The 13068-nt window shown below is 67.4% G+C and carries 9 protein-coding genes and 1 pseudogene; 2 read left to right on the top strand and 8 right to left on the bottom strand.

Going from position 1 to position 13068, the window contains the following annotated elements; translation table 11 throughout:
* The first annotated feature begins 16 nt into the window (after positions 1-16).
* Positions 17-979, top strand: a complete 963-nt coding sequence (locus ACWEOH_RS08235; RefSeq protein WP_452029894.1) for a D-alanine--D-alanine ligase family protein — start codon at positions 17-19, stop codon at positions 977-979.
* A 164-nt stretch (positions 980-1143) separates the two neighbouring features.
* On the opposite strand, the gene ACWEOH_RS08230 is transcribed toward ACWEOH_RS08235, so the two are convergent.
* The 8 genes and pseudogenes from ACWEOH_RS08230 to rpmH form a co-directional block, all read right to left on the bottom strand.
* The gene (locus ACWEOH_RS08230) at positions 1144-2127 is read right to left on the bottom strand and encodes a ParB/RepB/Spo0J family partition protein (RefSeq protein ID WP_452029892.1); all 984 of its coding nucleotides are present in this window, start codon (positions 2125-2127) and stop codon (positions 1144-1146) included.
* On the bottom strand, positions 2127-3008 hold the full coding sequence (locus ACWEOH_RS08225; protein ID WP_452031883.1) for a ParA family protein: 882 nt from the start codon (positions 3006-3008) through the stop codon (positions 2127-2129). Before ACWEOH_RS08225 ends, ACWEOH_RS08230 begins: the two co-directional genes overlap by 1 nt.
* 4407 nt (positions 3009-7415) lie before the next feature.
* On the bottom strand, positions 7416-8045 hold the full coding sequence (rsmG, locus tag ACWEOH_RS08220) for a 16S rRNA (guanine(527)-N(7))-methyltransferase RsmG (RefSeq protein WP_452029890.1): 630 nt from the start codon (positions 8043-8045) through the stop codon (positions 7416-7418).
* Positions 8046-8070: 25 nt separating this feature from the next.
* Positions 8071-8568, bottom strand: a complete 498-nt coding sequence (locus tag ACWEOH_RS08215; RefSeq protein ID WP_452029888.1) for a Jag family protein — start codon at positions 8566-8568, stop codon at positions 8071-8073.
* Between the two features lie 3 nt (positions 8569-8571).
* The gene (gene yidC, locus ACWEOH_RS08210) at positions 8572-9537 is read right to left on the bottom strand and encodes a membrane protein insertase YidC (RefSeq protein ID WP_148733030.1); all 966 of its coding nucleotides are present in this window, start codon (positions 9535-9537) and stop codon (positions 8572-8574) included.
* A 149-nt stretch (positions 9538-9686) separates the two neighbouring features.
* Positions 9687-9977 (bottom strand): annotated as a pseudogene (yidD, locus tag ACWEOH_RS08205) (membrane protein insertion efficiency factor YidD); the annotation flags it as partial.
* 2 nt (positions 9978-9979) lie between these two features.
* Complete coding sequence (gene rnpA, locus ACWEOH_RS08200; RefSeq protein WP_452029886.1) at positions 9980-10372, bottom strand: ribonuclease P protein component; 393 nt, start codon at positions 10370-10372, stop codon at positions 9980-9982.
* 8 nt (positions 10373-10380) lie between these two features.
* The gene (gene rpmH, locus ACWEOH_RS08195; RefSeq protein WP_022889115.1) at positions 10381-10518 is read right to left on the bottom strand and encodes a 50S ribosomal protein L34; all 138 of its coding nucleotides are present in this window, start codon (positions 10516-10518) and stop codon (positions 10381-10383) included.
* Between the two features lie 425 nt (positions 10519-10943).
* Here rpmH and dnaA point away from each other — a divergent pair, with 425 nt between their 5' ends.
* Positions 10944-12365: a chromosomal replication initiator protein DnaA gene (dnaA, locus tag ACWEOH_RS08190; RefSeq protein ID WP_148733027.1), complete on the top strand. Its 1422-nt coding sequence runs from the start codon at positions 10944-10946 to the stop codon at positions 12363-12365.
* Positions 12366-13068: the final 703 nt, after the last annotated feature.

The raw sequence follows: 13068 nt of genomic DNA, 5'->3' as shown, positions 1-13068 counted from the left end.
GGAGAAATCCCAGATCATGAGCGATTCCAGCGGTCTGTACGTGGTCGTCCTGGCTGGCGGCATCTCGCACGAGCGCGACGTCTCCCTGCGTTCGGGTCGTCGCGTCGCCGATGCCCTCGCCGAGGCCGGCCACCGCGTCGTGCTGCGCGATCCCGATGCAGGACTCCTCCCGTACCTCGCGAACGAGCGTCCCGATGTGGTGTTCCCGGCGCTGCACGGCTCGAGCGGCGAGGACGGCTCCCTGCTCGACCTCCTCAATGCGCTCGGCGTGCCGACGGTCGGCTCGACCGGCGCCGCTGCGCGACGCGCGTGGTCGAAGCCCGTGGCCAGCTCGCTCGCCACGCACGCCGGCCTCGCCGTGCCACGGTCGATCGTGCTGTCGAACGAGGCGTTCCGTGAGCTCGGGGCCGCCAGCGTGCTCCGCGTGGTGCGCGAGGCGCTCGAGGGCGACCTCGTCGTGAAGCCCGGATCGGGCGGGTCCGCCCAGGGCGTCACCATCGTCGACGAGCCGAACGAGCTGCCGCGCGCGATGGTCGAGGCGTTCACCTACGACGACGTGGCCGTCGTCGAGCACCGCGTGCACGGCACCGAGATCGCGGTCGCCGTGATCGACACCGGTGACGGCCCGCGCGCGCTCACGCCCGTCGAGATCGAGCCGCGGACCGGCGTCTACGGATTCCAGGCCCGCTACAACGCGGGGGAGACCACCTTCTACGCCCCGTCGCGCCTCGGGGATGCGGTCAGCACATCCGTGGCGGATGCCGCGGTGCACGCGCATCGCACGCTTGGGCTGCGCGACCTCTCGCGCATCGACTTCATCGTCGACGCCGAGGGCACCCCGTGGTTCCTCGAGGCGAACGTGATTCCCGGCCTCACCGAGACGTCGCTCGTACCGCTCGCGATCGAGGCTTCGGGCACGGATGCCGCGACGGTCTACAGCGGTCTGGTGCGCGCCGCGGCGGCACGCGCCGCGATCTGAGCCGAGGTCCCGACCGGCGGGTGACGCCGGTCGTCGACTCCGCCCGCGGGCTCGTTGAAGTGCTGCCATCGGCCCCGGCGGTTCGAACTGGCTCGCGTGGCTCCCGTGGCGCGAAAACAGGGCGTTCTCAGTTCACCAGGAGCCATTCTCCGGGCGATCCGGGGTCAGACGCCCTCGAGTTCCTCGCCGAGGTCGCTGAGGATGCGACGGAGATCCTGAACCGTCGCGAAATCGATGCTGATCTGGCCTTTCCGTGCACCGATCGCGATCTTCACACGTGTGTTCAGGCGGTCGCCGAGGCGGGTGGCGAGATCGTCGAGGAAGTCCTGCCGCTTGCCGGCGGCCGGCTTCGCACGGGACGGCTTCGGGCTGCTCGCCGCGAGCGCCTCGGCGGCGCGCACCGACAGTTCCTCGTTCACGATCTTGTCGGCGAATCGCTGCATCTCCTCGGGGTCATCGCTCACGGCGAGGATCGCCCGGGCGTGCCCGGCGCTCAGCACGCCGGCGGCGACCCGGAGCTGCACCGCCTCGGGAAGCTTGAGCAGCCGGAGCGTGTTGGAGATCTGCGGACGGGAGCGTCCGATGCGGGAGGCGAGCTCCTCCTGGGTGATCCCGAAGTCGGCGAGGAGCTGCTGGTAGGCCGACGCCTCCTCGAGCGGATTGAGCTGCGACCGATGGAGGTTCTCGAGCAGCGCATCGCGCAGCATGTCCTCGTTGGCCGTGTCCTTCACGACCGCCGGGATGGATTCGAGGCCCGCGGCCTTCGTCGCACGCAGTCGGCGCTCGCCCATGACGAGCTCGTACTTGCCGGGCTCACCCGGGTGCGGGCGCACGACGATCGGCTGCAGCACGCCGAACTCGCGGACGCTGTGGACGAGTTCCTCGAGGTCCTCGGGATCGAATACCGTCCGCGGCTGCTGCGCGTTGGGGACGATGTCGTCGGGACTCAGGCGCGCCAGTCGGGCTCCGGGAACGGTCAGCAGGCCCTCCGTCGCGGCGGCCTGCTCGACGGCGGCGATGGCCGTGGCGGGCGTCGAATCGGCGTCGGGGAAGAAGACATCGACCGGACGAGTCGCCTTGGTCGCATCATCGGTCGTCGGAATGAGGGCGCCGATTCCGCGGCCGAGGCCGGTGCGCTTGGTAGCCATCAGTGCGTGTCCTTCTGGGTGTTCTGGTTCGCGAGCCCACGCCGTGCGATCTCCGCCGCTGCTTCGCGATAGGAGAGCGACCCGGTCGAGGCGAAGTCGTAGCTGATCACGCTCTGGCCGTAGCTGGGCGCCTCGGACACCCGGACCGAGCGGGGGATGATCGTGCCGAGCGTCTGCGTCGGGAAGTGATCCCGCACCTCCTGGGCGACCTGCTGCGCGAGGTTCGTGCGTGAGTCGTACATGGTGAGGAGGATCGTCGAGAGCCGGAGGTCGGGATTGAGGTGCTTCTCGATGAGCTCGATGTTGCTCAGGAGCTGGGACAGGCCTTCCAGCGCGTAGTACTCGCACTGGATGGGGATGAGCACCTCGCGCGCAGCAACGAACGCGTTGATCGTGAGCAGGCCAAGCGATGGCGGGCAGTCGATGAACACGTAGTCGTACGGTCGGTCCATCGCCGCGAGGTGTGCGTCGAGCGCGCGGCGGAGGCGTTGCTCGCGAGCGACGAGGGACACGAGTTCGATCTCCGCGCCGGCGAGGTGGATGGTCGCGGGAACGCAATCCAAGCGCTCGTGCTCGGTCGACGGTTGGACCACCTCGGAGAGCGGGAGGTCCGCGACCAGGACCTCGTAGACACTCTGCTGCTCTGACCGGTGATCGACCCCGAGTGCCGTCGACGCGTTGCCCTGCGGATCGAGGTCGATGACCAGCACATGCGCACCGGTGCGAGCCAGCGCCGCGGCGAGGTTGACGGCCGTCGTCGTCTTGCCGACGCCGCCCTTCTGGTTCGAGATCGTCATGATGCGCGTGCGCGCCGGCAGGGGAAGGACCGCATCCTCGAGTGCCTGGCGACGTCGCGTCTCGTCGGCGAGTTGATCGGCCAGGGGAGTTCCTCCGTACTGAGTGGACGTTTCACGTGAAACGGCGGTCGCGGGCTCCTGCGCGGTGGTTTCACGTGAAACGGACGCCGGAATGTCGATGGTGGGCAAGCTCGGCGGGTCCGTCTGGATGCGATCCAGCACAGGCTCGTCGGGCGATTCCCGAGGGTCAAGCGTACCGGGCACGGCCGTCGCCGACGACGCGGGCTGGGGGTCCGGTTCGGCTTCGATCACAGGATTCTCGACCTGAGCCTCGTCGACGTAGGTGTTGGGTGGTCCGCTGGGGGGAGGCGGGGCACTCGGGGCCAGCTGATCGATCGGGGCATCGCGCTGGCTGGCGTCGCCCGTCGTCGCCCAGGTTGCTTCGTCGGCGATCGTGGATGCTGCCGGCGTCGGCGCTGTCCACGGCTCGGCGGCAACGGGGTGCTCGTGCACATCGGCGTCGCTGGGCGCTGACGTCTCCCAGGGGGTCTCTGAGTGCAGCGGCTCGTCCTGTTGGGCTTCATCCACGTGCTCGTCCGAGCCGCGTGTGACTTGGAGGGCTTCGTGCGGCTGGCCCTCCTCGGCCGGCCGGGCGGGTGATTCGCTCACGTCCGTTCGCGGGGTCTGCAGCGATGAGACCGTGTCCGCGGCCGCATCACCGACGATCTCCCGGATGAGATCCTCGAGCAGGCGGTCGGGTGAGGTCTTCGGAAGCGAGTGCGGCAGTGCGGTGTCATCCGCGCCGGTTTCATCCGCGAGTGCGGCAGCAGTCGCGACATCCCAATCGATGCTGGCCGTGACGGGTGAAGGTGACGGTGCAGGTGCTGCCTCAACTGTCGGCGGCGTCGGATTCGATGCAGACTCCGGCGACGACGTGGCTGGGTTGGGGAAGTCGTCCTCACCCGCAGTGTCGGAGTTCGCAGGCGCGATCGATGACTCGCCCCATGGTGCAGTCGGCGTCGGCTCACCGGTCACTGAATCGGTCGGTGCTCCGAACGGTGCTTGGGGCGATGGGGGTGCCCACTCCTGCGATGCCGTCCGCGAATCGGGAGTGGGGTTCGATACGGGAGGCCCTGGCGAAGTTGTCGGGTGCCACGCCGGAACTTTGGCGGGCGCAACCTGCTCGGGGACGCTCGGAGAAGCCGGCTCAGTGTTTCGCGCCTCGGGGCTCCATTGCGCGTTGTCATCGGAGACCGCGACCGACGACTGGGTCACAGGCATGCCGGCACTCCAAGTGATGCCGGCCGTCGGAGTCTCGCTCGACGAAGGGCCGGCAGCCGATCGGGGATCCGATGCGGGCGGTCGAAGCGTGCTCGCGTGCGTCGTGCCGTTGTCTGGTTCAGGGTCGGGCTGTTGTCGCTTCCGGTGGAACCATCCGCGACCTCCACCCTGTGCCATACCAACTGCTCCCCGTCACTCCGCTGCACCGATCGTCGTGCGTTCGGTTCGAGAATCCAGCCTAACCGCCACACCCGTCGACGCCGCAGTCGGATTCCCGTGTCCGCCGGATGGCCAGGAGTTCGTTGCTGTGGAGGACGCGTGTGGCTCGGTGGTCGGTCTGACCAGAGTGGTGCTGACGTATCGCCGCTGGTTCGGATAAACCACGTCTGGCGAACCGATGTTGTGAGTTCGGTGTGCGCTCGGTCGGACTTCGCGGTGGTCGGGGGTGGACCTGGGTCGTGAGCTGATGGCGTCCGGGAGGGGACAGGTGTTTCACGTGAAACGGTCCTTGGTTGAACGAGCGCTATCAACGGCTGGGTCGTGAGTCCTTCCACCGGGGAAGATCTTGTCTCTCGTCTCGTTTCACGTGAAACGCCGTTCCACCCGCTGGCTTTGACGTGCCGCGTCGGGATCCACTCGTCGTCCGAGACCCTCGTTGATGTTTCACGTGAAACGAAGCCTGATCCCCGGCCCCTGCACCACCTCAGTTCCCAATCGAATACTCGAGGCCTTCGTTCGAGCTCGCCTCTATCGGCCCACAACCGTACTGCTCGGTGCAAGCCCCCACCCCCGGCGCGCCCCACCCCGCCGTTCACGTCACCCCACTGCTGCCGCGGTGGCTGCCCCAACTCGTCACGCTCCCCGTTTCCCTCGATTCCGTAACGTCAGCCGTTTCTGCGTCGTCCGCCGTTTCCGCTCCGCCCGCCGTCCCGTCACGGTTTATGGCTGCGGCCACCCCGTCGTTCCCGCGCTGCCCCCGTTCCCGCCACCCCGTCGTTCCCGCGCTGCCCCCGTTCCCGCTCCGCCCGGCCCTTCCCGCTCCGCCCGTCGTTGCCGACACGTTGGTTGTTCCCGCCTCGCCTACCGTTCCAGCCTCGCCTACCGTTCCCGCCTCGCCCACCTTTCCCCACTTCCACCGTTCCCGCCTCGCCCCACCGTCACCATTCCCGCCTCGCCCACCGTTCCCGTTTGCATCAATCGCGGGATTTCGGGGTGACGGTGCCGTCTCTCTGCAGCCGCCGGTGCGGTCGGCTCCTCGCCCAGACGCCGCGGCATCGTCCGGCCTGCAGGTTCGTCTTCGTGTGGCTCGGCCCTTCGTTCCGGCATTCCCATCCGCATCATTCTTCGTGCCAGGCCGCCCAGCTTGCCGTCAACAGGGATCTGCACGCCTGTTCATCGCTTCGTCGAACGCATGGCGCGATGGTGTTCGGGTTGCCTGCGGCCGGCCAGGTCGCGGTTCGTCGCTGCGCTGACGCGTCAAACGGTTCGGACGGTGAAGTCTGCGCCAGGCAAGGTGAGCCTTGTGTGCACTCTCGTTCACGCGAGTCGGTGACCCTGAACGACGGCTGTCCCTCTGAGAACGTCCATGAGTTGCGGCGACACGTTGTGCGGGCGTGCCGTATCGATAGCGCGCGACCGGCGCCGACTGCCCGACACGTGCCCGCGATATCTTGCGATGGGCGGTGAGGCTGGTGCATCCTGCGGGACGCTTCGACCTTGTGGCAGAACCAGACTCTCGGCCCTGTTCGTGAACTGACCTTCGAGGGTCTCCGCCGTGGACAGTTGGCAGCCGAGCGCGAGGGTGCGGTGGGTGCGGGGGAATTCTGCCGTCGTCGAGTGGATTCCCTGAATTCAGATTCGGCCGAGCACACTGCGCGAGGGTATGTCGCGGTCTGAGCCACACCCCCTCTCTCACCGCTCACGACAGAGCCGAAGTCCCCCGGGCCGCTCCATGGAGACTTCACGTCGACTGCCGACGCGCGATGGATGGACGCGGGGGAGTGCAGCCAGCGACCAACTGCGTCGAGGAATTCAGACGGGCACGATCACATTGCACGAGGACTGTGTCTGAGCCACGCCCGCTCACCACCGTTGAGACGGCGCCGGAGCTCCCCGAGGCCGCTCCGTCGAGACTTCGCGCCGGATCCCTTCGCGTGGTGCATGGGCCTGGGAGTGCAGTCATTGAGCGACAGATTCGGTTGAGTCAGACGTGTTCGATCGATTGCGCGACCGTCGAGGCGACCTGAGGCACACCCTGGAGGCGAGATCATTCAGGGATACGTCGGCCACATCGCGGAGTCTGGAGTCGATCGCCCGCTCCCGGTCCGGGCGCGCCGGCTGTCATGCGGGGGTTTGCACTGCAACGATGAGCGACGTGCGCGACGTCGCTGAATGACGTGGATTCCGGCGTTGCACCGAACCCCATGGTGCCGGACTCCGGTCCTCAGTCAGGACGGACGAGGGGAGTGGGGCGCCACTCATTCGGACGATCGCGACAGAGATCCGGATCGCGATTGGACTCGTTGCTGGCGCGGACAGAGCTTCGGGCAGTGGGGCTGCTCCGCCGTGATAAACCGATCCGACCAGAGCGTGTCGAGGAGGCGGCGTACAACTCCCGGGCACGGTACGTCAGCCAGCCTGACGCCTTGCCCGCGCGCGATTCGGAAATGTGGCGGCCCACTGGGCCAACGCCGCGGAAGGTGAGGACCGTGCCGTCTCACCTTTCGTGGGCATGCTCAGACCGCTCACCGTCGTCGTCGACATCGGTGGACCGAGTCATCGTCGTGCGTCCGCACTCGGAACCGTCAGCCTGAGCGAGGGAACGGACCGGTCCACACGCGCTCGTGTATTCGAAGGGATTCGTGGCGAGCACGGACCTGGCGGATCGGGCCTTGAGAGTCGATGGGGATACTACGCTCTGCCAATCGCCGGATGTCACTGATGTCGCGGACCCGTCGGACGTAAGGCCCCGTGGGCCCTCGCACGTTCAGCCTTGGGCGGGATGTTTCACGTGAAACGTCCCCGCGAAGCATCGCTGCAGATCCAGCGCCGTGGATTGAGTGAAGACAGCCTTTCCCGGTCGCTGCGTCACCACGCATGCGCCCCCGCACCACCGTCGGCAGCATGTGGGCACCGGACGACCCGGCGTCGTCGTCGCCAGCTACGTTCCCGAACGAACGAACGAGCCGGTGGCCGTCGTCGACGAAGCGCTCAGCCCACCGTGGCGCGGAACACTCGCGTGACTTCGCTGACGACGCCCTCGCCGAGCACGAGCACCTCTGCGTTGTGCACCTTGTACTTGCGGATCGCCTTCTCGGCGGCGCCGATCTCGCCGTCGACGCCGGCGCCCTTCATGAGCACGAGCTCACCACCCGCGCGGAGCAGGGGAGCGGTGATGGGGATGAGGGTGCGGAGTGCGCTGACGGCGCGGGCGGTCACCTGGTCGAGTGCGCCCTTCAGCTTCGCCTCCTCAGCGCGCGCCCGGACGACATCGACGTTGGCGAGCTCCAGCTCGTCGACCTGGCGCTCGAGCCACGCGACGCGACGCTCCATCGGCTCGATGAGGACGAATGACACGTCGGGACGCATGATGGCGAGCACCAGGCCGGGAAGGCCCGCACCCGATCCGACGTCACCGACGCGGCCCGGACGGAGCAACGGAGCCACGAGTGCGCTGTTGAGCACGTGGCGGGTCCAGAGGCGGGGGAGTTCCAGCGGTCCGACGAGTCCGAGCTCCTCGCCGTGGCGTGCCAGCGCCTCGGTGTACTGCCGTCCCTTCGCGAGGTGCTCGCCGAACAGGTCGGCGGCCGCCTCAGGCTCGGGCTCGAGACCGTCGGTCATCGTTTCACGTGAAACGTCGTCGGGATCAGGCACTGCGGGTGATGACCGTGTGCCGGTCGGCGCCCTCGCCCCGCGACTCCGAGTAGAAGCCGCGCTCGCTCACGAGATCGTGCACGAGCTTGCGCTCATACGACGACATCGGGGGGAGAGCTGCCTCAGCGGCCCCGCCTTCGATGCGCTCCACCGCACGGGAGACGAGACCTGCGAGCTCGTCGCGGCGCGCGTCGCGCGAGCCGCCGATATCGAGGATCAGCCGCGAGAACGCACCGGTCTTGGTCTGCACGGCAAGGCGCGTGAGTTCCTGCAGAGCGCTCACCGTCTCGGGCTTCGAAAGCGTGCGGAGGTTCGCACCCTCGCCGGCGTTCACCGAGACATACGCGCGGCCGTTCCGGGCGTCGATGTCGATGTCACCGTCGAGGTCGCAGATGTCGAGGAGCTCCTCGATGTAGTCCGCGGCGATGTCGCCTTCCTCCTCGAGCTGGGCGATCGAGCGGTCGTCGGCTTCGTGCTGCACGTTCGTCATCGTCTACTTTCCGCCCTGCTTCTTCGCGCGGGCCTTGCCCATCGGCTGCTGCCGCTGCGTGGTCGTCGGCTTCTTCGGCTCGGCGACGTCGTTCTCGTGCTTCTCCTCGACGACGAGCTTGCCCTTCTTGGCGAGGCGCGCCTCACGAGCACGGGCCGCTTCGGACCCGGGGGTCGGCATGTTGCGGATGACCAGGAACTGCTGGCCCATGGTCCAGAAGTTCGAGACGAGCCAGTAGAACATGACGCCGAGCGGGAAGGCGACACCCGAGACCGCGAACACCAGCGGGAGCAGGTACAGCAGGATGCGCTGCTGGCGGAACATGGGGCTCGCCTTGGTCTCGGGCGACATGTTCTTCGAAACGATCTGCAGCTGCGTGATGAACTGCGATGCGGTCATCAGGACGATCATCACCGACGCGACCACCATGGTCTGCCACGGCTGACCGCCGTTGTTCCACGCCTCGATGAACGTGGAGTTCAGCGGAGCTCCGAGGAACACGGCATTCGCGAACGAGTCGGCGAGCTCCTGCGAGAGGGCACCGACGCCGGCACGGTCGTGCACGGACGCGTCGTTGAGCACCGAGAAGAGGCCGAAGAAGATCGGCATCTGGAGCAGGAGCGGGAGGCACGAGGAGAGCGGGTTGGTCCCGGTCTTCTTGTAGAGCTCCATCGTCTCGCGCGACATGGCCTCGCGTGAGAACTGGTCCTTCTTGCCCTTGTACTTGTCCTGGATCTTCTTGAGCTGCGGGGCGACCTCGAGCATGCGCCGCTGGCTCTTGATCTGGCGCACGAAGATCGGGATGAGCGCCGCGCGAACGACGATGACCAGCCCGACGATCGAGAGCACCCAGGTGACACCCGCGTCGGGGTCGAGCCCGAAGAACGTCCACATCGAATGGAAGGCGACGAGGATCAACTCGATGGCCCACTTGATGGGCCAGAGGATCAAGCCGAGAAAATCAGGCATGGAACGAGTCAGTCCTTCCGGGACAGGTTGGGGGAGGAGTTCGCGAGGACCGGCTCATCGGCGCGGGGCTCGGCGGCGGCTCGGTGCTCGAGCTCGTGGGCGAGGCGGGCGGCCGCGGCATCCGCTTCGGCCTTGGGGAACATGCCGGCCGGCACGACCCATCCGAACTTCGTGATGCGGTACCGATCGTGACGCGCGGCGCGGACCTCGTCGATGCCGCCGGCCGTCCATGGGTTGCACCGGACGATGCGCCAGGCAGTCAGGGCGGAGCCGACCACCAGTCCGCGCTGCTGCACGGAGCCGAGGCCGTAGGCGGAGCATGACGGGTAGTACCGGCACACGTCGCCGTAGAGGGGCGAGATCACGGCGCGATACCCGCGGAGCAGCAGGACGCCGAGGTTGCGCGGGATGAGCAGGATGAAGAGGGCCAGGTTGCGCATCGTCAGCCGTCCTTCAGGGCGGCGGCCGCCGCGACGGCCTCAGCCGGGCGGGCGGCGGCACGTGCCGGCCTGCGGGTGAGCGCGGTGAGCACCTCGCCGCGCAACTCGTGCCATTCCACCTCGGCGGCGCCGGGCAATGCCCGGACCACCACATCGACGCCGCGGACGCCGTCGCCCAGGGCTTCGTGGCAGACGGCCTTGAGCCGTCGGCGCAGGAGGTTGCGTCGCACCGCCGTGCCGACCTTCTTGGAGACGATGAAGCCGAAGCGTGCGTCGGTGCCCGACTCCCGTGAGCGCAGATAGCTCACGGTGTGGGCACCGGCGACCTTCGCACCCCGGCGCACGACGGCTCGGTAGTCGTCGGCGCTCGTGATGCGATTGGCTTTGGCGAGCACCGAGGGACTTACGCGGAGAGTTCGGTGCGACCCTTGGCGCGGCGAGCCGAGAGGATGGCGCGGCCCGCGCGGGTGCGCATGCGAAGGCGGAAGCCGTGCTTCTTGGCGCGACGACGGTTGTTCGGCTGGAAGGTACGCTTGCTCATTCTTCTTCTCCGGCTGTCGGAATCTCCGCGCCGCGCAGCGAGTGCGATGCTCCGGAGGGAAACTGGGTGCCCGATAGGGCTGGGGTCAACCTATTAAAACTACGGCCTCCCGGACCTGTGGTCAAACCAGGCGAAGTCCGAAGCCGGCATGGTGCGAACGGAAGAGTATCCCGCATACCTCGGGATACCCTGTGGATCGACACGCGGGGCGCGTCGAATCCCTCCTCCGGCATTTGTCCCAGGGGACGAGTTTCGCTAGCGTGTGAGACCAGTTATCCCCAGCTTCGCACGCGGAATCCCGGGCCTCGCACCGTTTCTGCACACAGCCGGTGGATAACGCTGAACACTTCGCCTCGCGCCGCTCGTTCCATCGATCGGGGGATCGATGAGCGGCACACGACGGCACTGAGGGATTGCGGGGAACGATGACAGAGCAGCCCATCTCCGATACATGGGCCACCGTCCTCGACCGACTCAACGACGACGACGCGATCACCCCGATGCTGCAGGGATTCCTCAACCTCGTCGAGCCCAAGGGCATCGCCGCCGGCACCTTCTACCTCGAGGTCCCGAACGACTTCACCGCGAGCATGCTCAACCAGCGGATGCGCGTCTCGCTCCTCTCGGCGATGAGCGCGATCGAGTCGCCCTCGTCGGTGACCTCCTTCTACGTGGTCGTGAACCCCGAGCTCGAGGAGACGCGGGCGCCAGAGCCGAAGCCCGCCGCGTTCGACGACTACCCCAACCCGGTCGAGCTGCCGGCATCCCCGCAGTCGGTGTTCGAGAACACCAGCCCCGACCGACCGCGTGACGCACGACTCAACCCGAAGTACTCGTTCGACAGCTTCGTCATCGGCCAGTCCAACCGCTTCGCCCACGCGGCCGCGGTCGCCGTGGCCGAGGCGCCGGCGAAGGCCTACAACCCCCTCTTCATCTACGGTGACTCCGGGCTCGGCAAGACGCACCTCCTGCACGCGATCGGCCACTACGCGCAGAGCCTCTATCCCGGCATCCGCGTGCGGTACGTCTCGTCGGAGGAGTTCACGAACGACTTCATCAACTCGATCGCGAACAACCGCGGCTCGCTCTTCCAGCAGCGCTACCGCAACATCGACATCCTGCTCATCGACGACATCCAGTTCCTGCAGGGCAAGGCGGAGACGCAGGAGGCGTTCTTCCACACCTTCAACACCCTGCACGACCACAACAAGCAGGTCGTGATCACGAGCGACGTGCCGCCGAAGCACCTCACGGGCTTCGAGGACCGGATGCGCAGCCGCTTCGAGTGGGGCCTCATCACCGACGTGCAGGCGCCCGACCTCGAGACCCGCATCGCGATCCTCCGCAAGAAGGCGCAGTCCGAGCGGCTCCAGGTGCCCGACGAGATCCTCGAGTACATGGCGTCGAAGGTCTCCTCGAACATCCGCGAGCTCGAGGGCACGCTCATCCGCGTCACCGCCTTCGCGAGCCTCAACCGCACGCCCGTCGACATGCCGCTCGTGCAGACCGTGCTCAAGGACCTCATCACCGACGACACCGACAACGTCGTCGCGCCGGTCGACATCATCACCGCGACGGCCGACTACTTCAAGCTCACGGTCGACGACCTCTACGGCTCGAGCCGGTCGCAGGCCGTCGCCACCGCGCGCCAGATCGCCATGTACCTCTGCCGTGAGCTCACGAACCTGTCGCTGCCGAAGATCGGGCAGCTCTTCGGCAACCGCGACCACACCACCGTGATGTACGCGAACAAGAAGATCTCGGAGCTCATGAAGGAGCGTCGGTCGATCTACAACCAGGTCACCGAGCTGACCGCACGCATCAAGCAGAACGCCCGCTACCGCTGACGGATGCCGCGAACGGGCGTCGAACGGATGCCGCGAGCCGGCGTCGAACGGATGCCGCGAGCCGGCGTCGAACGGATGCCGCGAGCCGGCGTCGAACGGATGCCGCGCCCCGCGCAGCAACCGCGCACGACACGTCATCGAGCCCGCTTCCGCGCCCTCCACGGGCCCTCCGTGACCCCTGAACGGGCGATTCCCACAACTGTGGAAAAGTTGTGGATTGTTAAGGGGACGGCCCGCAACGCCTGTTGAGACGGCGGGGGAGCCTGTGCAAAACCTCACTTGGCCGACGCGGCCGGCTCGACGCTTCCCGGTCGAATCGCACACGCTGTGCACAGCTCCGATCGGCCGACATCGGCGTGGTTCCGCGCATCGCAGCACACCATCCACAGTTTCCACAGCGGTTAACACCGTTAAGAGAAAGATGGATTAAGCGAGGGCCCGACAACATCGAGGTGTCGGGGTCGGCGACGAGGTCTCACATCGTGCAACTCGCAACCCGATGTCGTCGGTCGAGGGGTGTGGAACGTCCGTCGCGGTGGTTCGGTCGCGCGCCCGGGGGCGCGCGACCCTGGGCGCTCACCTCGATGCACGCGGACCCAGGGCGTGCGCCGCGCCCCACCACGTCGACCTGTCGCTCGCGACCGCAGTGTCGACGCCCGAGCGCACACGGAATGTCCCGACACCGTGCGGAACAGTCCGGATA

Source organism: Agromyces sp. NPDC004153 (assembly GCF_053603635.1).
This window is presented reverse-complemented; position numbering and strand designations above follow the sequence as displayed.